This window comes from Paenibacillus sp. ICGEB2008 (assembly GCF_000307675.1).
Lineage (GTDB): Bacteria > Bacillota > Bacilli > Paenibacillales > Paenibacillaceae > Paenibacillus > Paenibacillus polymyxa.
Window position 1 is genome coordinate 126,303 of sequence record NZ_AMQU01000026.1, and the last position, 21,941, is coordinate 148,243.

20 protein-coding genes and 1 other RNA gene are annotated in these 21,941 nt (G+C 46.2%); 3 read left to right on the top strand and 18 right to left on the bottom strand.

The genetic code is table 11. The features are described 5' to 3' along the window. The first annotated feature begins 1 nt into the window (after position 1). Positions 2-697 (top strand): TerC family protein, encoded by a 696-nt coding sequence (locus C400_RS0121385; protein ID WP_026065491.1) that lies wholly within the window; start codon positions 2-4, stop codon positions 695-697. A gap of 72 nt (positions 698-769) precedes the next feature. On the opposite strand, the gene thiI is transcribed toward C400_RS0121385, so the two are convergent. The 6 genes from thiI to C400_RS0121415 all read right to left on the bottom strand — a co-directional run bounded on the left by thiI (position 770) and on the right by C400_RS0121415 (position 5,524). After that, on the bottom strand, positions 770-1,996 hold the full coding sequence (gene thiI, locus C400_RS0121390) for a tRNA uracil 4-sulfurtransferase ThiI (protein WP_017428142.1): 1,227 nt from the start codon (positions 1,994-1,996) through the stop codon (positions 770-772). 1 nt (position 1,997) lies between these two features. Beyond that, positions 1,998-3,146 (bottom strand): cysteine desulfurase family protein, encoded by a 1,149-nt coding sequence (locus tag C400_RS0121395; protein WP_017428143.1) that lies wholly within the window; start codon positions 3,144-3,146, stop codon positions 1,998-2,000. Between the two features lie 155 nt (positions 3,147-3,301). Then, positions 3,302-4,000 carry a lytic transglycosylase domain-containing protein gene (locus C400_RS0121400; protein ID WP_017428144.1) on the bottom strand — a complete coding sequence of 233 codons (699 nt, stop codon included), beginning with the start codon at positions 3,998-4,000 and terminating at the stop codon, positions 3,302-3,304. Positions 4,001-4,164: 164 nt separating this feature from the next. Further along, complete coding sequence (locus C400_RS0121405) at positions 4,165-4,560, bottom strand: hypothetical protein (RefSeq protein ID WP_016821569.1); 396 nt, start codon at positions 4,558-4,560, stop codon at positions 4,165-4,167. Between the two features lie 41 nt (positions 4,561-4,601). Beyond that, positions 4,602-4,829 carry a DUF1540 domain-containing protein gene (locus tag C400_RS0121410; protein WP_025365350.1) on the bottom strand — a complete coding sequence of 76 codons (228 nt, stop codon included), beginning with the start codon at positions 4,827-4,829 and terminating at the stop codon, positions 4,602-4,604. Positions 4,830-5,017: 188 nt separating this feature from the next. Continuing rightward, the gene (locus C400_RS0121415; RefSeq protein WP_016821571.1) at positions 5,018-5,524 is read right to left on the bottom strand and encodes a YpuI family protein; all 507 of its coding nucleotides are present in this window, start codon (positions 5,522-5,524) and stop codon (positions 5,018-5,020) included. A gap of 185 nt (positions 5,525-5,709) precedes the next feature. Here C400_RS0121415 and C400_RS0121420 point away from each other — a divergent pair, with 185 nt between their 5' ends. Then, a complete protein-coding gene (locus C400_RS0121420) occupies positions 5,710-7,590 on the top strand; it encodes a S8 family peptidase (RefSeq protein WP_017428146.1) in 1,881 nt (626 codons plus the stop codon). A gap of 53 nt (positions 7,591-7,643) precedes the next feature. Here C400_RS0121420 and C400_RS0121425 read toward each other — a convergent pair whose 3' ends face one another. Both C400_RS0121425 and pdxR read right to left on the bottom strand, forming a co-directional pair. After that, positions 7,644-7,874, bottom strand: coding sequence for a hypothetical protein (locus C400_RS0121425; RefSeq protein ID WP_013372124.1), 231 nt, complete (start codon positions 7,872-7,874; stop codon positions 7,644-7,646). Between the two features lie 88 nt (positions 7,875-7,962). After that, a complete protein-coding gene (gene pdxR / locus C400_RS0121430; protein WP_017428147.1) occupies positions 7,963-9,438 on the bottom strand; it encodes a MocR-like pyridoxine biosynthesis transcription factor PdxR in 1,476 nt (491 codons plus the stop codon). A gap of 116 nt (positions 9,439-9,554) precedes the next feature. On the opposite strand from pdxR, the gene C400_RS0121435 reads away from it, so the two are divergent. Next, positions 9,555-10,775 (top strand): aminotransferase-like domain-containing protein, encoded by a 1,221-nt coding sequence (locus tag C400_RS0121435; protein ID WP_017428148.1) that lies wholly within the window; start codon positions 9,555-9,557, stop codon positions 10,773-10,775. A 281-nt stretch (positions 10,776-11,056) separates the two neighbouring features. Here the strand turns inward: C400_RS0121435 and rnpB are convergent. The 10 genes from rnpB to glyQ form a co-directional block, all read right to left on the bottom strand. Next, an RNA gene (gene rnpB, locus C400_RS26355) (RNase P RNA component class A) lies at positions 11,057-11,455 on the bottom strand. 79 nt (positions 11,456-11,534) lie between these two features. Then, positions 11,535-12,101 (bottom strand): flavin reductase family protein, encoded by a 567-nt coding sequence (locus C400_RS0121440; protein WP_016821575.1) that lies wholly within the window; start codon positions 12,099-12,101, stop codon positions 11,535-11,537. A 62-nt stretch (positions 12,102-12,163) separates the two neighbouring features. Then, positions 12,164-13,279: a Nif3-like dinuclear metal center hexameric protein gene (locus tag C400_RS0121445; protein ID WP_017428149.1), complete on the bottom strand. Its 1,116-nt coding sequence runs from the start codon at positions 13,277-13,279 to the stop codon at positions 12,164-12,166. Beyond that, the gene (locus C400_RS0121450) at positions 13,255-14,016 is read right to left on the bottom strand and encodes a tRNA (adenine(22)-N(1))-methyltransferase (RefSeq protein ID WP_017428150.1); all 762 of its coding nucleotides are present in this window, start codon (positions 14,014-14,016) and stop codon (positions 13,255-13,257) included. Before C400_RS0121450 ends, C400_RS0121445 begins: the two co-directional genes overlap by 25 nt. Continuing rightward, positions 14,013-14,852, bottom strand: coding sequence for a hypothetical protein (locus C400_RS0121455; protein WP_017428151.1), 840 nt, complete (start codon positions 14,850-14,852; stop codon positions 14,013-14,015). The genes C400_RS0121450 and C400_RS0121455 overlap by 4 nt, the downstream gene beginning before the upstream one ends. Positions 14,853-14,940: 88 nt before the next feature. Then, a complete protein-coding gene (rpoD, locus tag C400_RS0121460) occupies positions 14,941-16,074 on the bottom strand; it encodes an RNA polymerase sigma factor RpoD (RefSeq protein ID WP_007431230.1) in 1,134 nt (377 codons plus the stop codon). 42 nt (positions 16,075-16,116) lie between these two features. Further along, complete coding sequence (gene dnaG / locus C400_RS0121465; RefSeq protein ID WP_017428152.1) at positions 16,117-17,991, bottom strand: DNA primase; 1,875 nt, start codon at positions 17,989-17,991, stop codon at positions 16,117-16,119. Continuing rightward, complete coding sequence (locus tag C400_RS0121470; protein ID WP_017428153.1) at positions 17,984-18,460, bottom strand: YaiI/YqxD family protein; 477 nt, start codon at positions 18,458-18,460, stop codon at positions 17,984-17,986. Before C400_RS0121470 ends, dnaG begins: the two co-directional genes overlap by 8 nt. Before the next feature lie 122 nt (positions 18,461-18,582). After that, positions 18,583-20,658 carry a glycine--tRNA ligase subunit beta gene (glyS, locus tag C400_RS0121475; protein ID WP_017428154.1) on the bottom strand — a complete coding sequence of 692 codons (2,076 nt, stop codon included), beginning with the start codon at positions 20,656-20,658 and terminating at the stop codon, positions 18,583-18,585. Next, positions 20,651-21,538: a glycine--tRNA ligase subunit alpha gene (gene glyQ, locus C400_RS0121480; protein WP_016821582.1), complete on the bottom strand. Its 888-nt coding sequence runs from the start codon at positions 21,536-21,538 to the stop codon at positions 20,651-20,653. The genes glyS and glyQ overlap by 8 nt, the downstream gene beginning before the upstream one ends. Positions 21,539-21,941 lie beyond the last annotated feature (403 nt).

Here is a 21,941-nt window from a genome sequence, read left to right on the forward strand (position 1 = left end):
GATGAGAACGATTGACATGTCTGTACTTCAGTTCTTTTGGCTATTGCTTAATGTAATATTTATTGACCTTCTACTCGCAGGAGATAACGCGATTGTAATTGGGCTTGCCGCCAGAAAGCTGCCTCCTGCAATGCAAAAAAAAGCGATTCTATACGGCACCGGGGGTGCCCTGCTCATCCGCATAGCAGCCACTATTGTGGTACTCTGGTTGCTCCAAGTACCGTGGTTGTTACTCATTGGGGGTATGATGCTAGTCTGGATCGCGTATAAGTTGCTTGTGGACCAAGAGGATCATGCTGAAGTTAAAGCAGGCACAACGCTATGGGGTGCTATCCGCACCATTATTGTCGCCGATGCGGCAATGGGTCTGGACAACGTGATTGCTGTTGCTGGCGCGGCCCAGCAACATTTGATACTTGTAGTGCTGGGCCTGTTAATCAGTGTGCCGATCGTTGTATGGGGAAGCACTCTTTTTATCAAGCTGATCAACAAATTCCCCTGGATCATCTATTTAGGATCGGCTGTGCTTGGTTATACGGCCTCTAATATGATCACTGAAGAACGTAAGCTGGCACCATACTTTACAGAGCATCCGGCGCTGCGTATCTTGTTTATTGCCACCGTTATGGCTGGCATTTTGCTCACAGGGTATCTTCAAAATCGCAGAGCAGTATCCCGTCGAGAAAAAGCCATCTAAAAGAGGTTTCAAAAGGACCCCACCCAAATAAAAAGGCAGACCCCAACATTGTTGCGGGTCTGCCTTTTTTTATTAAAACCAATCTTCCTGTATAACTTCCTCTTTACGCCCCTCTACAGCTCCACCTGCCTCAAGGACAACCGTCTCCGTTGTAGCTACAGCCTGATCGATCAAAGCATTTAAATCCCGAATAGAGGCTTCAATCTTCTGCACTACCCACAAATTCGGATTGGTCGTGGGAGATTTGGGAACAAACAATGTACAGCAATCCTCATACGGGAGAATGGATAAATCGTAGGTGCCAATTTGCTTAGCGATTTCTGTGATCTCCTGCTTATCCATCATGACGAGAGGTCGCAGCAAGGGGAGTTCCGTCGAACGACCAATCACATTCATGCTGGATAGCGTTTGACTAGCAACTTGACCCAGACTGTCGCCCGTCACGAGTGCCAATGCTCCTTCACGCTCTGCCAGCATTGTTGCAATTCGCAGCATAGACCGCCTCATTAGCGTAATAATCAAATTATCCTGCCCAGTGCGAGTAAAGGCCGTCTGCACTTCTGTAAACGGCACAAGGTGGATTTTGATTCGGCCCGCGTAGCCTGCTAATACTTTTGCCAAATCAATAACCTTTTCTTTCGCACGCTCACTTGTAAATGGATAGCTATAAAAATGTACACATTCGATTTCCAAGCCTCTACGCATGGATGACCATCCTGCTACCGGACTGTCAATTCCACCGGACAGCAGCAGCATAGCTTTGCCGTTCGTCCCTAACGGAAAGCCCCCGACAGCCATAATGACATCACTAAAAATATATGCCGCCTGCTCTCTTACCTCCACACGCAGCTCAATATTAGGTTGACGTACATCGACCCTCAGCGCCGGAAAATTCCGCAATATAGGAGAACCAATTAAATGATTCATCTCTTGTGAAGAATGGGGAAACCCCTTCCATACTCTGCGGGCATTTACCTTGAATGTCGTTCCCTCGTCTACGTTCAGCTCATGCATTAGAGCTACAGCCGTCTCAATGATAGCATCTAACTCAACAGGCGCCATTTTGACAGGACTAATCGTCGTGATGCCAAACACCTTTTGCAATACTTGAATGATCTGTTCATAAGGCTCTCCCCCGAGAACCACATAAATCCGTCCAAATTCCTTGCGCAAAGAAGCACCTGGAAAAGGCTTAAGCAGCAGTTTTACGTGTTTCAGTACAGCCTTTTCAAAACGAGCACGATTCTTCCCTTTTAATGTAAATTCGCCGAAGCGAAGTAACAGCATATCATAGTGCATTTTAACGTTTCCACCTTTCAAGGGATTCCAGCTTGGCTACAGCCTGTCGAAGTGCGAGTATGAGCTCGTCGATATCCTGTTCCGTATGTTCATCACCAAAGCTGATACGAATGCCGCCGGCTGCTTCTGCCTCATTGCGGCCCATCGCCAGCAGTACCCGGCTGGGCTCGGCTAATTTTGAAGAGCAAGCCGATTTGGTGGACACTGCCACTCCCAATTGCTCCAGCGTATGCAGCAGTACCTCGGCCTTCATGCCCGGATACGAAAAGTGGACAATATGCGGCGCTTCTTTCCCACTGTTCAGCCGCAGTTGAGGGATTGTTTTCACTTCTGCGACCACCCGTTCTCTCCACTCGATCATGCGCCGTGCAGTCTCTGCTTGTCGTTCGCCCGCCAGCCGTACCGCCTTAGACATACCGACAAGCGATGGTACATTTTCGGTACCCGCACGAACCCCTTGCTCCTGAGAGCCGCCACTAAGCAGTGGGAAAAGCTCTACACCTTCTCGAACGAATAGCAACCCCACACCTTTGGGTCCACGTAGCTTATGCGCTGAAAGGCTATACAGATCAGCTTGCCACCCCCGGATATCAACCGGCAGCTTTCCAAACCCCTGTACACCGTCAATATGAAATAGGACACGAGGGAACTGTTTCTTCAGCGCAGCTCCGATATCATGCAACGGTTGCACTCTTCCCGTCTCATTATTGACATGCATGATACTAACTAAAATCGTATCTTTACGAACAGCTGCACAAACCTGTTCGGCAGTCACATGACCTTCCTCATCCACAGGTAAAAAAGTAACCTCAAAACCCAAATTTGTTAGCTGTTTGCATGCTTCATACACAGACGGATGCTCTGTCGATACAGTAACGATATGTTTGCCTCTAGTCTGATACTGCAAAGCTGCTCCCTTAACGGCAAGATTATTACTTTCCGTTGCCCCGGATGTGAAGACAATCTCCGAAGGAGATACTCCCAAAGCTGCAGCGCATACTTCGCGCGAGCGCTTAATCAACTTATCCGCGTCCTCTCCATACCGATGCATGGAAGATGGATTGCCATAATGGCGTCTCATTACCTCGGCAACGGTTGTAATCACCTCTTCAAAAGGCGGAGTTGTCGCGGCATAATCAAAATATTTCATCAAACTCCCCTTTCTGCCCCACAACTGCTACAACAAAAAAAGACCAAAACAGGGAAAGGCCGCTTCATTACAGCGACACCCTTTCCCCATATTGATCCTGTCTGCGGACCTAATCGAATTGAAATTACGCACTTTTATGCTATAAGCTATAGGGCTTAGATGGTATATTTTTCACGTGCATTCTGAATTTTGGAAATATATCTTTGCGTTTCTACCGGAAGCTTGTTCAGTACAGACATCAACTGCTCATCACTACTTACTCCAAGCCGCTGCACCCGTCCAGGACCTGCATTGTACGCAGCCAGCGCCATATTTTCCTGTCCGTTAAAACGTTTAATCTGGTAAGACAAATAGCGTACGCCAGCATCAATATTTTGTGCAGGATCATAGGGGTCACTAACTCCCAGACCTTGAGCTGTAGCATCCATCAACTGCATAAGTCCTTTGGCTCCGGCCGAAGAAGTAACCGATGGATTAAATGAAGATTCCGTATCAATAACTGCTTTAATCAAAGCTACCGGAACGCCGTATTTCTGACTTGCCTCATTAATCAAACTATCATACGCTGTAGCTTTTGTAGGTCCGTCCGTTGCTGCATTGGAAGAAGCCGGATAGACTTCCAGTGGCGAAGCCGTTCCCCTCGAAGGTCCCAGTTGAAGCCAGAGTAAGCCGTTTTCATCTCTGGTAACATCGCCTGAATTTTCTTGAGTGACAGCATCATCTGTTTCCAGCTGACCTACTTGTTCCAGCAATCCAGAAAAAGCATCCGCTGTACCCGTCTGGGTCGTAGCACTCATATTATTTAACAGCTGCATGTCTAACATGGATTTGGACACGCGCGGATCAATTTGCATGTGGTGTTCCCAACTTTCTATAGTTGTTATATCCCAAATAGCTTGTCGTTATTGCTATGATACAACTTTTTACTATGTACTTCCATACTTTTTAATGAAAAAAAAGCTCCGTTTCTGTCGAAAAGACAGCGGAGCTAAGATATCGGAACCTTTACCCAACAGGGTTAGCGCACAAACGGGATAAACGCAAAATAACTCAAGGTTGCCAATGCGCCAAGACCAATCGACCAAATACCGGTTGTTTTACTGCCATTTACATAAGCAAAAAATCCTAAAACTGCCGCAATGGGTCCCAGCACAATAGACCACATAAACAATGATGCGATACCAGCAGCCAGCCCAATATAGCCGGAAATACGACCACTATTGTTTATAACCTGCTCTTCACCCTTGTTCTCATGTTTGGTCACAACTGGCGAGCCAGGAGCAACCTCTGCGGCATATTCCTCACGATGATGGCGGCGCTTGGCAGAGCGCTCCTGAACGTGACGAGGATAATCTACACGTTCACGGCTAACATGCTCTTCATTCTTATGCTTATCGTTTTCATGATCTTCCATAATTCCTGCACCTCCAAATGGAAATGAATCGCGTAATAAATCTACAGAGACTTCGGCTTAAAGGTGTGGCAACAGGTTGCAGCAGACGTTGCAGCCTTATCACGTTCTTCTGAACTAAAGCTTTCCCCCGCATATTCTTCTTTAAATTTTTTCCCGGCATGACCATCTACTTCAATCATGATCAAATCTGCCTTGCAAAAGTTGTTTTCTCCCCAATAATGGCAATTGGCTACACTGCACTTTACGATTGGCTTGGCCTCTTGGCTCATGATCATCACCTCGGATTCATTGTCCCCCCGCTCGTCTGCACCTATGCGTTCATGGCATATGGCAGTTGGTGACATACGAAAAAAGCCGCTTCCCTTCGTCTCCTCCAAACTGGCAGGAAACAAGTAGAAAACGGCTTGCTTGTCTTGTTTTAGTTTTTGATTAGAAATGAATTTCTGGATTGAATGCTTTAGGCATGAGTACGACGAGTCTGCATCCGGCGCTGTGTCAAATAATCACTTTCATAATAAGTCAGATCATCACGCAATTCTTCAAAGTTTTTCGTAATGTCCATGATCACTTCGCGTGCGGCTGGCACTGGCGTTTTACGGAAGCGGATAGCATCTTGTCCCGTATAAGCATAGCGTCCGTCCTCTGCGTAAGATTCATTTTTGGGATAAAAAAAGCTGTTCACGCAGTCATGGTATACGTTATACAATGCCTTTTCCGCAAAATCGACGTCAAAGTTGGCACGGCGCAAAGCCACACCCAACTTTTCATAGGATACTTCGGAAAAAACAAGGACATGGCGGAGATCCGACAAAAAACCTTTGTAAAAAAGTACGGACTCCTCATTGCCATCCACAGCCAGTTGCGGCAGAGCATGCTCATTGAGGAATGTTTCCACACGTTTTACGGCAGTTTTCAGTCTCTCCTGCGCCGACTCACATAATTTTTGTACGTTGACTGCTGACATCAAGGCAGCTCCCCCTTATTTGTTGCTTGTTCATCAATTTGGTTACCCGAAAATAGTCCCTTCTAACCGAAAGAGCTGTAATTTTCAGTATTTATCCTACCACAAATAAGCATTGAAAGGTATAAAAACATGCCAACCTCCTCACGCTAAACCATAAATTTATGAATACTTAAGGAGGACGGTTCATGTCTCGGCGAAAATGGTTAAAACCCCTGCTTGGAGCAGCTGCCGGGGTGCTTCTGATCACACTGATGCTGCCTTCACGCGATCACCGCCACACACCACAGCCCGAATATACGACCAAGATGGTACCACAGCAGGAGAAGCAGCTTAAAAAAGGAATGTTGGCTTTGGACCTGTCCGCTACAGATACCCTCACACGGATGGACGCAAGACAGGATATTCAATACGTAATGCGGGAGCTGAATGGTAAAACTGCCGATCAGAAAAGACAGTTCACCCACACATTGCAGCAATCACACAGTCATCTTCATACGCTCCAGTGGATTCACATTAGGGACGGAAAGACTAACACCTATACAGGTAGCAAAGCACAGACAAGTCTGCTAAGCCATCCTCAAATTCAAAGCAGCTTGGCTGCAGCTCGTCGTTCTGTCACGCAAAATAAATCCTATGAATCGGCTGCTTTTCAGGTTGAAGGCGGTAAATATTTCGTCATGGCTGAACCATCGGCTGATGGAACATGCGGCGTTGCTGCTCTAGTCAGTCAGCAAGTATTACGTGATGTGGAGAAGCATCAGCGCAAAAATTTGCGTTTGATTCCCTATCCAAAAGAAGGTAGCTACAAAATCGAATCCGTACACCCTGACACACTGCACGATATCACGGTCAAAACGGGTCACGACAATGAAAATGCAAGCCATTATTTTGAAAACGAAATTGTCGTTCGCTTCCGTCACAATCCCGATTCACGACAACTGCAGGAAATTGCAGCAGACTTACACTGTGAGCCAGGTCGTAAGCTTGGTTATACTTATGTATTTCATTCGGATAAGATGAACTTTAAAGAGCTAAAGCAATACTTTTCACGAAAGTGGAATCCACTTTATGCTGAGCCTCACTATATGTATCTGACTAATGAGAAAGCACCTATCAAAGCGGACAGCTCTATTCCTAATGATCTGCTTTTTTCTCGCTATCAATGGAACCTGCCTGCTACCGAAACCAACAGAGGTTGGAAACTAAGCAAAGGCAGCAAAGATGTAATTGTCGCGGTTGTAGATACAGGAGTGGATTTGGATCATCCTGATCTAAAAGGTCAAATTCTTTCAGGGCATAACGTGGTCAACCCGTCTGAAAAGCCTTATGATGACGTCGGTCATGGAACGCATGTCGCTGGCATCATTTCTGCGCTCGTAAATAACGGTGAGGGAGTCGCCGGTATGACGTGGTACAACAAGGTCATGCCGATCAAGGTACTTGACCAATCTGGCTCCGGTACGACTTACTCGGTTGCAGAAGGTATTATATGGGCAGCTGATCACGGGGCCAAGGTCATCAATTTGAGTCTCGGCAACTATGCACAAGCTTCATTTTTGCATGATGCAATCAAATACGCTTATGACAAAGATGTTGTATTAGTTGCAGCCACAGGCAATGATAATACGGAGCGACCTGGTTATCCAGCAGCATACCCTGAAGTATTTGCCGTTTCTGCTACAGATTCTTCTATGCACCGCGCATCCTTTTCTAACTACGGCGATTACGTGGACGTCATGGCTCCAGGTGCAAGTATTGCCAGTACGTATCCAGGGAATCAATATGCTGCGCTGTCGGGTACTTCAATGGCCAGTCCACATGTATCAGCGCTAGCTGCCCTGATTCGATCCATTAACCCTGATCTAACCAATAAAGAGGTAATGGATTTAATGAGAGACAGCGTAATTGATTTGGGCACACCAGGACATGACAAATATTTTGGGTATGGTCAAATCGACGTGTATAAAGCATTGAAAGCAGCACAACGTCCGTATGTTCCCCTGCAATTCTATCCACAGCATTTCAGTGACAAGTTAAAATCCCTATTGAGGAAATTGGAAGCCTAGGATCCCCCAGAAAAAGCAGCCATGTTGCTCCATGGCTGCCTTTTTAGGCTTTCTTAACGCTTAGAACTGGTACGGACAGGCCGCTTTCCATGACTGCGAGTATGACAGCATGGGTCACCAGGATCCTTGACAACCACCGGAAATACGTGGTGGGGCACAGGTATAACATGCGCCTGATTAATAATTTCAATCGGATGAACAACAGGCACCACCTGTGGGTAAAATTGATGATTTACAAATTGGATCGGCGGGCACACAACCGGGTCGTAATGGCAATGACTCATAATGTGCAACTCCTTTCGGTGAATTAGTACAGCATATTAAGAAGGCGTATGCTGTGCTTGGATGTTTACCCCCTAATACATTTATCCCTTATAAAATAGGCTTTCGTTCCACAATGACCGAATGATCAAGAATTTCGCCTAACAAAGTACATAACTTGCGCAGACCTGATTTAAGTGTTTCCTTGTCCACATACGAAAAAGAAATACGGATATGATTACTATCCATACCACCTGCATAGCACACCGCACCAGGCAAAAAGGAAATGCCTTCACGGTCAGCTACCCGCTCCAATTCTGCAATATCCACCATAGAGGGAAGTTTAATCCATAGATTGAGACCACCTTCAGGAGCATACCAGGCAACCTCTGGCGGAGCATAGCGCTGGAGCGTATTCAATGCGACAGTTAGACGATCACGAATTTGTTCTCGCAATGAAACAAAATGCTGATCAAGTCGATTTCTGATAAAGGGTAGCAGTGCTTTTTGCGTTAATAGAGGGCTTCCCAAATCCGTAGTTGACTTGGCAGCCACTAAACGATCCATTACGCTCCCAGTTGCCGCTACACAAGCTATACGGCAACCGGGAGCAACAGTTTTGCTGAAGCTTTTGATATAGACAACATGCCCGGATTGATCATGCGCCTTGATAGAAAGCGGTGGTTTTGCTTTGTAATACAGGTCGGAAAATGGATCATCCTCAACAATGAGGCAGTGATAACTTTGAGCCAGATCTAGTAATTGTGTGCGTCTGGCCATGGTCAAAGTTACACCGGTAGGATTATGAAAGGTAGGTATCGTATAGATCAATTTTGGGGGATGGGTATCACAGAGACGTGTCAAAATATCAATCCGCATCCCCTCCTCGTCCATCGGAATCATAATTACTTTAGCACCACGACTAGTGAACACATCAATGGCCCCAGTGTAGGTAGGAGCTTCCATGTAGACCACATCTCCCGGGCCAACAAACGTACGCGCCACCAGGTCAATCCCCTGTTGAGCTCCGCTGGTCACAAGCAGTTGCTCTGCCACTGTAGGTATACCACGTTCACTCAAGTGGTCTGCGAACACTTCTCTTAGTTCTAAATCACCTTCAAAAGTCCCATATGCAGCCATTACATTGGAATTTTCAGAGGATAAACGTTGAGTATCTGCGATGATTTCGCGCGTGGGAAGAAGCTCCGGTTGTATTGCGGCTATATGAAAAGAATAGGTAGCCTTTCGGCTGTGGTTAAAGTTTCTCCATAATTGTGCGCGCGGCAAATAATCGATGAGCGACATCTGCCATGACAAATCCTGCGCCCCCTCACGATAAATCGGTACTGAAGCTTCCGCCACATAGCAACCTTTTCCCTGTGTGCACGTAACCAAATTCATGGACTCTAGCTCGGCATACGCCTTGCTTACAGTTACAGGACTCACTGCAAGCAGACTGGACAGATGACGGATAGAGGGAAGCTTCGTACCCTGAGGTAGTAGCCCTGACTGAATGCGATCCGCTAATGTTTTGGTAATCTGTAAATATAATTTGACACTGCTGTTGCGGCTGAGATCAATATGCATCGGAACCCTTCCCTCCAAAAATCAACTGTTACATTTAGACGTTTACTGTTATACTTCATTATCGATATAATACAACAAATTTCTTAGCACAGTATAGAACACAGGAGATGATTGGATTGGAATACAAATTTTCGGGTATGGCTCGTACTCAGGGCTCGTCCATGGTAAGGGACATTTTGAAGCTGACACAGGGAACAGATGTATTATCTCTCGCAGGTGGCCTTCCGGCCGATGCCTTCTTTCCCGTCGAAGCGGTTGCTAAAGCCTATGAGCGGGTATTCCGCCTCGGCGGTACTACCGCACTTCAATACGGCCTAACCGAGGGATACATTCCTCTACGGGAACGTCTGGCAGCAATCATGTCATCCCAAGGCATCTCCGTCACCAGAGATAACATCCTCATGACAACAGGCTCGCAGCAGACCATTGATCTAGTTTCACGTGTGTTGCTTGATCCGCAGGATACTGTATTGGTGGAGTCCCCTACTTATTTAGCAGCTCTTCAGGTATTCAATTCCTATGGTGCTAACATTGTAAGTGTAAATACAGACGCTAACGGTATGCAATTAGATGATCTTGAGTCCAAAATCAAACTGCATCAGCCAAAATTTGTGTATGTCATCCCTACCTTCTCCAACCCAGCAGGAAGTGTATGGAGTATGGAACGCAGAACAGGCGTTGTTGAGCTATGCCGTAAATACGGAACTTTAATTTTTGAAGACGATCCTTACGGGCGACTCAAATTTGATGAGAACCTTAACTTCCCATCCCTATTTTCTATTGATCAACAGCTAGGTGGCGACGGTCATGTAATGTACACTTCTACATTCTCTAAAACTGTCGCTCCAGGTGTTCGCTCTGGATGGTTGGTGGCCGATCAAGCGATCGTCGTTAAGACCGCAAATGCCAAACAATCTGCTGATTTGCACTCCAGCAGTATTGACCAGCGTGCTTTGAATGAACTGTTGGACTTCTTTGATTTGGAGGGACATATACGTACCGTGTCCGCTGAGTATCACACTCGTATGCTGCGTCTTACATCGTTAATGAAAGAACGCCAATGGGAAGGAATCACTTGGAATGATGCACTTGGTGGCATGTTTATGTGGGTTACCTTACCTGAAGGCTTCCGTTCTGAGCAGTTGCTGCAACTCGCGATTCAGGAAGGAGTCGCATTTGTGCCTGGACAAGTTTTCTATGCTGACCTGAGCGGCAGCAACCATATGCGAATCAACTTCACGCATACCGATCCAAGCCTGCTTCCAAAAGCAGTTGACCGATTGGATCGGGCGTTGAAGATGTATATGGAGGAAAATGTAGTAAGAAACGCGCGTTAATAGAGTGCTGATTGCACACCTCATCCTCGCACGTTTTTACGACAGAGAAATTATAAGTCAAAAAAAACAGAATGAAGCCTCCAGTGCTATGCTGGGGGCTTCATTCTATAAATGTACGGATTTTGCATAATCCGGCTGCACATTAAAAAGGGTGCTTCATCATTCCCACAGGAATATGAAGCACCCTTTTTAATGTAATAAATACATTTGGATTAAAGATTTCTCATGCAAACAGGTCATTCATTAATAAAATAGATTCATACATTTTAAGGTGTTGCAGTGGGGAAAGTTTTCCGTAAGCCGGGTTCTGTGCTATTCGTGGTACAGACGGGAACTACCCTCCCACTAAAAGCGACAATCATCTATCTAGGCCGAACATTGCTATCCAGCTCCAGCGACCAACCTAGACACGCCTCGGGCTAAGGCTGCTTCGCGAAGAAGCTGTGTCCCTTTAGGTCTTGCTCCAGATGGGGTTTACCAGGAACGAAGTCACCAGCGTTCCTCGGGGTCTCTTACACCTCGGTTCCATCCTTGCCTGTGCCGCAAGCGGCCATCGGCGGTCCATTTCTGTGGCACTATCCTTCAACTCGCGCTGACTGGACGTTATCCAGCATCCTGCCCTATGGAGCCCGGACTTTCCTCTCGTGGCTTACGCCACCAGCGATTGTCTGTTAAACTTTCCGAACAACATTACATAGTATACAGGGAACGCGTGCATGATACAACCCTGTAAATATTGTAAATTATAGAGCACTCTTTTTACTTGCTCAAATAAAACGGATGTACCTTTCTCTGTAATGAATCATCTGCCACGTAATAAGCAGACCTTCCCACGTATAACGGAATTGAAAGCTTACTAAAATCAGGAACGTCCTCATCTAGGAATAGTTCATCATCCCGGTAGGTCTGCTGTATTTCGCCGACAATCCAGTCATGATCTCCGTAGGTATGAATATCCACTACTTTACACTCATAAGCGAGATACGCTTCCAACAATATAGGCACATCCACTGAAATTCCGTCTTCATATGCAATCCCAAACTGCTGAAACTTATCTACATCTCTACCACTAAAGGTACCTACAGCCTGAATCCATTCCGATCTGTGCGCAGGCAGAAACTGAACACCAAAGCCTCCGCTTTTCTTAATCAGTCCGTAAGAATACGTTTCCTTCCTCAATGAAATGCCATACATGCCCGGTGATGATCCGATATATGTATGCCAGCCTGAGGCCATTACATTATTTACTCCCTCATAACGGGAAGTAACAATTGCAACCATGCCTGGATAGGCATGAATCGCAGAATCGGCTATCATCGTCCGCATACAACCTCTCCCTACGAAAAAATGTAATAGTACGCCTTTATTTTCTCATAGATGTGAAGGTTTTACAAAAATTGAAAAGGATCGGTGTCTACTTCAGATACATATACTTCCGTTGAGTATCGACCTTCTGCCAAGCGTTTGCGCATCCATTCTGCGGTTTTAGGCTTCATAATCTTTTCTGCGTTATGTCCAGGGTCAATAATAGCAATGCCGGCCATTAGGGCATCGTGAGCCGTGTGATAGTCGATATCCCCCGTCACTAATACGTCAGCGCCTTTAAAAAGCGACTTATTTACATAGCGACTGCCAGAGCCTCCAAGCACGGCTGCTTTTTTGATCCTACGGTCCAAGTCACCCACCACACGTACATGCTCAACGTTGAGACCGTTTTTCACAACATCTACAAACTCCCGCAACGTGCGGGCTTCCTTGAGCTTGCCCACTCGTCCCAATCCAAAGGTACGGCCTTTCAAATCCATAGAGTAAAGGTCATAAGCCACCTCTTCATAAGGATGAGCCTTCAGCATCGCTTGGACAACTTTATTGCGTACACCCTGCGGTACAATAGTCTCAATACGAACCTCTTCACTACGTTCCATTTTACCTGGCTCACCCAAAAACGGCTGTGTGCCTTTACCCGGTACAAAAGTTCCATAACCATCGATGTTAAAGCTGCAATGGCTGTAGTTACCGATATGTCCAGCTCCCGCATTCAGTACGGCATCCAGTACACGTTGATGATGTGTTTTGGGCACGAAAACGACAAGCTTAAATAATTGCTCGGTGTGAACATCCTCCAGCGTACCTTCACTTTGAATACCCAGTGCTTCTGCCATCCAATCATTCATGCCATTCTCTGCCGTATCCAGATTCGTATGACTGATGTAGACAGCAATATCATTCTTGATCAGCTTTTCATACAATCTGCCTGCAGGCTGGTCCGTGTTCAAAGCTTTAAGTGGGCGGAATATAATCGCATGATGCGCAATAATGAGATCAGCTTTTATGCGGATCGCCTCTTCAACAACCTCATCATTGACATCCAGGGCTACTAATATGCTTTTGATTTCCTTTTGCAGGCTACCCAGTTGAAGACCAATTTTATCGTCTGGAACTGCCAAGTATTTCGGAGCCAGCTGCTCCATATAGCTAATTACTGTTTGTCCTTTGGCAAACATGCAAGTACCTCCTTCAGCTGTTCAATTTGCTTGCGCAATTGCTCCTGCTTATGCTGCGCGGATGCCTGATCTGACCGTGCCACTTGCGCCAGCACATCCTGAAGCTTGCGAATCTCCAATTGCCATTTAGAAAAAAAGATTTCATTGGGTGCTTTGACCAATAACGGTCCAAGTAGCATCAACAAATCCTCTGTCAGTACCAGCGAACTACCAGGAAGTTCCCATGGTCGATACAACTCGTCCTGTTTCAGTGTGCTTTCGGAAGCAGGTACTGCTGTCAGAACTTCATATATTTTACCATCCTCTTCCATAATATGTTCGTTTATTAATACCCATTGATGCTTGATTAGCCAGCGTCGTAAAATATCCTCGCCTACGTTGGGCTGTAAAACAAGCTGTTTCACTGAATCAAGCTTGTCTTTCCCTTGCTCCAAAATGGAAGCGATCAAGGCACCACCCATGCCCGCTATCGTAATAACATCTACCTCATTGACCTTAACTACAGCCAAGCCATCCCCTTTTCTAACCGCAATGCGATCTGTAAGGCCTGCTTCAGCTACCTGCTTTTGAGCCGCACGCAATGGTCCATCGTTGACCTCACCCGCTACGGCTTGTGATACTCTGCCAGAGCGCACTGCAGCCACAGGGAGTAATCCGTGATCCGAGCCAATATCAGCCAGTCTGCTACCGGCAGGAATTTGTTCCAAAATATATTGTAATCGCTGAGAAAGTTTCATAACGTCACCCACGTAATCCATTTTTTTCGAGTCAAAAATAAAATCCCTACGACAAAAGCCAACTTCAGTATGCTAAAAAACATCACTTCCCCTGCTGCTTGATGGCGCAGGACGACCGTGTCTGCTTCCGCCATAAACACAAGGGTCAGTCCTATAGTAAAATAAACCAACGCGAGACGGGGAAAGCGGCGATGTACCCACCAGCTTAATCCAATCAACAATACTGCGTGTAAAATCCAAAATACCTCAAGCATCACTAAAGTAGCTGTAGGCCAATAGCGGCCTATAAGCACCGCATACACTAAAAGCAGCCCAGCAAGACCACAGTAATGAAGCAAGCTGATGCGCAAAGTTAATCCTACGAGACACCATATCAAACCGCACAGGCCCACCAGCACTAGAAACCAAACCTTAGCTTCACCCTGATGAAGCTGAATGATCCATACACCTGAACCCAGCATAATTGCACTGCCTAAAGTGCTCAACATTGCACTCATACTCTTTTCGGAAGACCGCCAAACCGCGGCCATTCCATAGCAAATGGCAGTAACTGCACTTGCCAAGCATATTTGCATTGCCAACGGAAAAGCGGTAAAATAAAAACCGATCAAACAAATGCAGGAAATAATGACAAAACCAAGAAGCCAGGCGATCCCATGCCCGTGTCTAAGATATGTAAGCAGCCCAGTGTTGTTACGGTTCTGGCTTTGTGCCGGATTTTCATCGTCTCGATACAGGTTGGATAGAAAATCGCAATATTGCTCAGGGAGCAGTCGACTCTGCCGCCAATGCTCAATTTCATGTAACAGTATTGTCCGTTTTTTCTCCTGGTCCAAGCTTCTTCCCCTCCACCAAGGCTGCCATGAGATAAAAAAAAGACCTTCTGCGCGCTTCAAGCCGCAGAAGGTCCGCAATGTTACGCTTCTATTCGAGGAAATCCTTCAGTCGCTTACTGCGGCTTGGATGGCGCAACTTACGCAGCGCTTTGGCCTCAATCTGACGAATACGTTCACGTGTAACACCGAACACTTTACCCACTTCTTCAAGAGTTCTGGTTCTTCCGTCGTCCAAACCAAAACGGAGACGCAAAACATTCTCTTCCCGTTCGGTCAACGTATCCAGTACATCCTCGAGTTGTTCCTTCAGAAGCTCATAGGCAGCTGCGTCTGCAGGCGCCAATGCTTCCTGATCCTCAATGAAATCCCCCAGATGTGAGTCATCCTCTTCACCAATTGGTGTTTCCAATGAAACCGGTTCTTGGGCAATTTTCATGATTTCCCGTACTTTTTCCACGCTTAGCTCCATCTCGGCAGCCACTTCTTCCGGCGTAGGTTCGCGCCCCAGCTCTTGCAACAGTTGACGCGATACACGAATTAGCTTGTTGATCGTTTCCACCATATGCACCGGAATACGGATCGTTCTAGCCTGATCGGCAATTGCGCGCGTAATCGCCTGACGAATCCACCAGGTTGCGTACGTACTGAATTTAAAGCCTTTTTCGTAATCAAATTTTTCTACTGCCTTAATCAAACCCATATTACCTTCTTGAATTAGATCCAGGAAAAGCATGCCACGACCAACATAACGTTTGGCAATACTTACAACCAGACGCAAGTTTGCTTCAGCCAACCGACGCTTAGCTTCTTCATCGCCGTTATTGATCCGTTTGGCAAGCTCCACCTCATCATCAGCAGAAAGCAGCGGTACACGACCGATTTCCTTCAAGTACATCCGGACTGGGTCATTAATTTTAATACCGGGAGGCAGGCTCAGATCGTCATCGAAATTAAAATCATCCCCGTCATTGTTTTCCGGGTCGTCATTTTGACGCAATCTGGTAACTTCTTCGTCGTTGTCATTTACAACCTCAATCCCCAAGTCACCCAGCTGCTCATAAAACTCATCCATTTGCTCGGGGTCCTGATCAAACGGCGACAGTTTTTCCATGATATCTTTGTAGTTCAGAGAGGAACTTTTTTTACCCAACTCAATCAGTTGATCTTTGACCTGATCCAGTGTTAATTCCGTCTCCAGTTCAGTATGCTGATCATTCGCCATCTTTCGACTCCCTCCTCCTAGAAACATCCGACCTCTGTGTGTTCATTGTCTCTCTAGGGCTATAATCTCACTTGCAATTTGTGCTGCACGCAAAAAATCACCTAAGCGCTCAGCGGTTCTCATTTCTTCCCTTTTCAAATCCAGTTGCTCCTGCAATGGAAATTTTCGCACTTGACGAATATAATCATCCAAAATGTGCGGTGCCCATACGCCTGGAGCATCCATCATCATGATCGAACTTACGTTCTTCTCCAGTCGGTCGTCTTGCAAAGATGAAATAAAACGGCTTGTATCCGGTAACTTCCCTTGCGCGTAATAGGCATATAGATAAGCAGCAATTGCTGCATGATCCTCAATATTAAAGGCGTCCCCCAGATGCTTCTCTACATACTCTGCAGCTTCTAAATCCTGCATCATCCAGTGAAGCAGCCTACGTTCAGCCACATGGTAAGCCGGCAACAGATTGGGCGTAGAAACCTGCCCTTTTTTATGCCTACCATTATTCCACCCATTTTCGTTATTATCCCCAAAGTTCTGTTTTTTTTGCAGGGTTTGGCGGAGTAAATTGCATTCTTGCTTTAAGGTTTCAAAATCAACCTTGACTTCGGCTGAAACTTCGCGCAGATACACTTCCCGCTCAGTCGGGGATGACAGAGGTGCAATGACATTTAATGCTTCGCGGGAATACGCGATTCTTCCTTCTTCCTCTTGCAGTATATGGTTTTTTTTCAGATATATAAGCTTAAATTTCACCGTTGAAACAGCACTTTCGATAATTTGGCGCTGAAATCGTTCGGCGCCGTATTGCCGGATAAAATCATCCGGGTCCATACCGTCGCTGACCAACGCTACTTTTACGTGAAGTCCCGCATTTTCCAACAGCGGAAAATTTTTAAGCGCTGCCGCTTGTCCTGCCCGGTCACCATCATAACAAATAATAACCTCGTCGCACAGTCCCTTTAACATCGTAGCATGATGCTCCGTTAGAGCAGTCCCCATGGCGGCCACTCCATTTTGTACGCCAGCTTCCCATGCCGAGATCACATCGCCATAACCTTCAAAAAGAACACTTTGACGAAGCTTGCGAATTGAGGTTTTAGCATGATGGAGATTGTACAGCGTTCGGCTTTTGTTAAATAGCTTGGTCTCCGGTGAGTTCAAATACTTCGGCTGCCCCTCGCCAAGTATACGGCCAGCAAAGGCAATAACTTTTCCGTTTCGATTCCAAATGGGAAACATGATACGATCTCTGAATCGATCTACATATCCGTCACCCTCATGTCGGGGAGAAATAAGCCCTCCCTTCTCCATCTCGACAGGATCAAAAGAACGCTTCTCAAGAAACTGAACGATCGTATCCCATCGGTTGGGTGCATAGCCAATTTGGAATTGGTCAATGATCTTGTCACTGAATCCCCGTGAACGCAAATATTCCATGGCTGGTTTGCCGTGCTCCGTATTTTTAAGCAAAAAATGGTACATCTTAGATGTTAGTTCATACGCTTGCAACAGCCTGTCCAACTCAGGATGCTGATGCGATGAATCTCGTCCCTGCCATTCGCCGAGCGGAATATGACTTTCTTCTGCCATTGTCCTGACAGCTTCGGGAAAGGATAGTCCTTCGATTTCCATCATGAACTTGATGGCATTGCCTCCCGCGCCGCAGCCGTAGCAGTAAAAAATCTGACGATCCGGTGTCACGGTGAATGAAGGGGTTTTTTCGGAATGAAAAGGACAGAGGCCTTTCATATATTTCCCCTGTTTGGTCAAATGCACGTACTTGCTTACCGTATCTACAATATCATGATGTTGTAAAACTGACTCGATGATATCGTCCGGTATGTTACCTTGTCCGGCACTCATATTAACCACCTTCATCTCTTTAGCACGTAAATATAATTCGATACCGTTATTCATTCTCCTGCAAGCGAAGTAAAAGTTTTGTCAGTTTATGTTGAAAAACTTCACGATCCTCTAATGTAAACGGTTTAGGACCTTTTCCATAACGTCCTTTTTTCCGTTCTTTGGCAGAAGTGTGGCGTCGGTCCAGCATGAAGTCTATCGAATCGTTTCGATACATCGTTCCGCGAAAAGACATCACTTCACACCCTTTTGCCAAGGCAAGTGCAGCAAGACCATAGTCGTTAGTTGTTACAATATCTCCGCGGCGGATATGATTGGCAATATAGAGATCGGCACTCTGGTCGCTTCGGTCTACTTTAACAACGCTTACGCCCTTGCTGCCCTGAATGAGATGATCATATGAAGATACCATAATAACGTCAATATGAAAACGGGAAGCTGTCTCTGCTATTTCACTTTTAACCGGACAAGCGTCCCCGTCAACAACGATCCGTATATCCGGGAAATTTCCGGACCCTCCCATGAACATCCCCCATCTCGCATCCGCATTCGAGTAAAATACGGAACGGCTGCAAGATCACTCTTACACCGTTCCGTATATTTATACCCATTTTTTCAAGTTGTTCATACTACCACAACCGACGTTTAAACTACAAGCTTGGAAAAATCAGCAAAACGCTTCAATTCTGAGTCAATAGCAGCCAGCAATGCCAAACGATTATTACGTACAGCATCATCCTCAGCCATAACCATAACGGAATCAAAGAACGCCGTCACCGCAGGAGTAATGGATGAAGCAAGCGTCAATGCTTGTGTCGCATCACCTTCCTGTAAAGCTGTACAATAAGACTCATAGGCGCCATACCATGCTTCATATAGGTTTTTCTCGCCCTGTTCCGTAAATTCACCCGTATTCACTGACTTATGAACTGCTTTAGCAGCCAAATTACCTACGCGATTAAAAGACTCGACTGTTGCCTTGAAGGCATCCCCTGTTTGTACAGCAGTCATTAACGCAGCTCCGCGGTTAACAACGGAAGCAACATCGTCATATCCAGCTGAAAGCACAGCATCCACAACGTCATAACGAAGTGTCTCGGACAATAGTTTCTTCACGCGTAATCCGAAAAACTCATGTAATTCTTTACGTATTTCATCTGCGGAACGTTTCATATTTCCAAAGTTGCTGTGCACATCAAGCGCGATATTGAACACATCAGACAACGTAGCCGAAAGCTTACGATCTAACAGGATCTGCACGATACCCGCTGCCTGGCGACGAAGTGCGTAAGGGTCCTGTGAACCTGTCGGAATAATACCGATGGAGAAGCAGCCTGTAATGGTATCTATCTTGTCTGCGATACTTACAATCGCTCCAGCGTTCGTTGAAGGAACCGTTTCACCTGCGAATCGCGGCTGGTAATGCTCAAACACCGCTCTTGCCACTTCTTCCTTCTCTCCAGCCTTACGAGCATAATCTTCGCCCATAACCCCTTGCAGTTCCGGAAATTCATAGACCATTTGTGTTACAAGGTCAAATTTACAAATATCTGCTGCTCGGCTAACCGATTCCTGTGTATCTTGGGAAACGCGTAGCTTCTCTGCCAGAGCATCGGCAATGCGGCGAATTCGGCGCACTTTGTCTCCAACCGTTCCCAGCTCTTCGTGGAAAACGATGCTTTCCAGCTTGGAGAGTGCATCCTTAATTTCCAGCTTCTGATCTTCTTCATAGAAGAATTTGGCATCAGACAGCCGCGCACGCAATACTTTTTCGTTTCCTTTTGCAATGACTTCCAGCGATTGACTGCCACCATTACGTACCGTAACAAAGTATGGCAGCAGCTTTCCTGTGCGATCCAGCACTGGGAAATAGCGTTGATGTTCACGCATGGAAGTAATCAATACATCCTTCGGAATGTTCAGGAACGCAGGGTCAAAGCCTCCGAACAGCACTGTTGGAGTTTCCACCAGATACAGCACTTCTTCCAGCAAATCGTCCTTGACCGCAATCGTCCAGTCTTTTTCGGCTGCAAGTGCTTCAATCTGCTTCACAATAAGCGATTGACGTTCCTCAATGTCCACAATGACATGCTGCTTGCGAAGTACTTCGACATAGTCAGCTGGACTTTCTACAACGGCCTCCTGTCCAAGGAAGCGATGTCCTCTTGTCACATTCCCTGACTGTACGCCAGCAATCTCCAAATTAACAATATCGCTACCAAACAAGGCTACCAACCAGCGGATTGGACGAACAAATTTAAAGTCATAACTCGCCCAGCGCATAAATTTAGGGAATGTCATGGCATGTAAAATGTGTAGTAAACCTTCAGACAGCACATCTGCCGTCGGTACACCTATGCTGCTCTTGGTCGCGTAAATATATTCCACGCCTCCAAGCTCTTTGAACGTGAACTGTTCAGGATCAACACCTTGGCTACGGGCAAAGCCTAGAGCAGCCTTACTCCAGTTACCGGCTTCATCAAGTGCGATTTTGCGGGAAGGTCCTTTAACTTCTTCGTTAATATCTTCTTGCTTCTCTGCCACTTCCTTAACAAGTACTGCCAAACGACGAGGTGTAGCATAAGCCTCTACAGCACTGTAAGCAATACGCGAGCTGTCGAGCCACGCTGTCATACGTTCCTTCAACTGCTGAATCGCATTCGGGATAAACCGTGCAGGCACTTCTTCCAGCCCGATTTCAAACAATAAATCCTTAGACATTTGCCGCACCTCCTTTCTTCAACAGCGGGAAGCCCAGCTTCTCGCGCTCCTCTAGATAGGTCGCAGCGACCTGACGCGCCAAATTGCGTACTCGTATAATAAAGCCAGTCCGTTCCGTTACACTGATTGCTCCGCGAGCGTCCAGCAAGTTGAACGTGTGAGAACATTTCAGCACATAATCATAGGCTGGGAATACAAGATGCTGCGCCATCGCTTTATTCGCCTCTTCTTCATACATATTAAAAAGAGTAAATAGCATTTTGACATCAGATACTTCAAACGTATACTTGGAATGTTCGAATTCTGGTTGATGGAAAACATCACCGTACGAGATTCCATTGACCCATTCCAAATCGAACACATTTTCCTTGTCCTGGATGTAGGAAGCAAGACGCTCCATACCGTAGGTAATTTCAACCGCAACCGGACTGGCATCAATACCACCCACTTGCTGGAAGTAGGTGAATTGGGTAATTTCCATACCGTCCAGCCATACTTCCCAACCTAACCCCCAGGCTCCCAGCGTCGGTGCTTCCCAGTTGTCTTCCACGAAACGAATATCATGCTCCAGTGGGTTAATCCCCAAACGGTTCAAACTCTCCAAATACAATTCCTGAATATTATCAGGTGAAGGCTTTAAAACCACTTGAAACTGATGATGCTGATACAGGCGGTTCGGGTTCTCACCATAACGTCCGTCAGACGGACGGCGAGAAGGCTCAACGTAAGCTACGTTCCACGGCTCAGGTCCAATTGAACGTAAATACGTCATCGGGTTCATCGTACCTGCCCCTTTTTCCGTATCATAAGGCTGTACAATAATACAGTTGTGTTCAGACCAAAATTGTTGCAGCGTTAAAATCATCTGCTGAAAATTCATGGGCACACGCTTCCTTTCCAATTCCCTAAAATGTTGGTGATTTCTAAACATTAAGCTCATATGTACAGGGCTAATTTATCCCATAAGCCTTGCTAGAGACAGCAAAAAGCCCCCGCCTCTACGCCTGTACAGACGTAGGGACGAGAGCTGACTCCCGCGGTTCCACCCTACTTGATTGCGATCCTACATCACCAGTCAGATCGTAATCCTCTTTTCCGTGTCCATTCAGACGCTCCCGAGTGCCATGTTCACGAACAATTCCCGCTGGGCTTACACCGTCCCCAACTCGCTAACTACAGAGAATACGTATCGTTACTTTCTCGTTCAATGCATCTGCTCCCAAAGGAGATATATAGTAGGATATTACACTTTTTCAGGGATACAGTCAAGAGAACGCCGTATT

Excerpts from the sequence above, each read along its gene's own strand:
- C400_RS0121470 (WP_017428153.1), bottom strand. The coding sequence starts at position 18,460 with ATGGGAGGGTCCGGAAATTTCCCGGATATACGGATCGTTGTTGACGGG.
- C400_RS0121425 (WP_013372124.1), bottom strand. The coding sequence starts at position 7,874 with ATGAGTCATTGCCATTACGACCCGGTTGTGTGCCCGCCGATCCAATTT.
- C400_RS0121385 (WP_026065491.1), top strand. The coding sequence starts at position 2 with ATGAGAACGATTGACATGTCTGTACTTCAGTTCTTTTGGCTATTGCTT.
- pdxR (WP_017428147.1), bottom strand. The coding sequence starts at position 9,438 with ATGCATATTGATCTCAGCCGCAACAGCAGTGTCAAATTATATTTACAG.
- C400_RS0121450 (WP_017428150.1), bottom strand. The coding sequence starts at position 14,016 with ATGAAACTTTCTCAGCGATTACAATATATTTTGGAACAAATTCCTGCC.
- rpoD (WP_007431230.1), bottom strand. The coding sequence starts at position 16,074 with ATGGCGAATGATCAGCATACTGAACTGGAGACGGAATTAACACTGGAT.
- dnaG (WP_017428152.1), bottom strand. The coding sequence starts at position 17,991 with ATGAATAACGGTATCGAATTATATTTACGTGCTAAAGAGATGAAGGTG.
- C400_RS0121400 (WP_017428144.1), bottom strand. The coding sequence starts at position 4,000 with ATGCAAATTGATCCGCGCGTGTCCAAATCCATGTTAGACATGCAGCTG.
- glyQ (WP_016821582.1), bottom strand. The coding sequence starts at position 21,538 with ATGAATTTTCAGCAGATGATTTTAACGCTGCAACAATTTTGGTCTGAA.
- glyS (WP_017428154.1), bottom strand. The coding sequence starts at position 20,658 with ATGTCTAAGGATTTATTGTTTGAAATCGGGCTGGAAGAAGTGCCTGCA.
- C400_RS0121415 (WP_016821571.1), bottom strand. The coding sequence starts at position 5,524 with ATGTCAGCAGTCAACGTACAAAAATTATGTGAGTCGGCGCAGGAGAGA.
- C400_RS0121405 (WP_016821569.1), bottom strand. The coding sequence starts at position 4,560 with ATGGAAGATCATGAAAACGATAAGCATAAGAATGAAGAGCATGTTAGC.
- C400_RS0121420 (WP_017428146.1), top strand. The coding sequence starts at position 5,710 with ATGTCTCGGCGAAAATGGTTAAAACCCCTGCTTGGAGCAGCTGCCGGG.
- C400_RS0121440 (WP_016821575.1), bottom strand. The coding sequence starts at position 12,101 with ATGCGGACGATGATAGCCGATTCTGCGATTCATGCCTATCCAGGCATG.
- C400_RS0121395 (WP_017428143.1), bottom strand. The coding sequence starts at position 3,146 with ATGAAATATTTTGATTATGCCGCGACAACTCCGCCTTTTGAAGAGGTG.
- C400_RS0121410 (WP_025365350.1), bottom strand. The coding sequence starts at position 4,829 with ATGAGCCAAGAGGCCAAGCCAATCGTAAAGTGCAGTGTAGCCAATTGC.
- thiI (WP_017428142.1), bottom strand. The coding sequence starts at position 1,996 with ATGCACTATGATATGCTGTTACTTCGCTTCGGCGAATTTACATTAAAA.
- C400_RS0121445 (WP_017428149.1), bottom strand. The coding sequence starts at position 13,279 with ATGTTTGCCAAAGGACAAACAGTAATTAGCTATATGGAGCAGCTGGCT.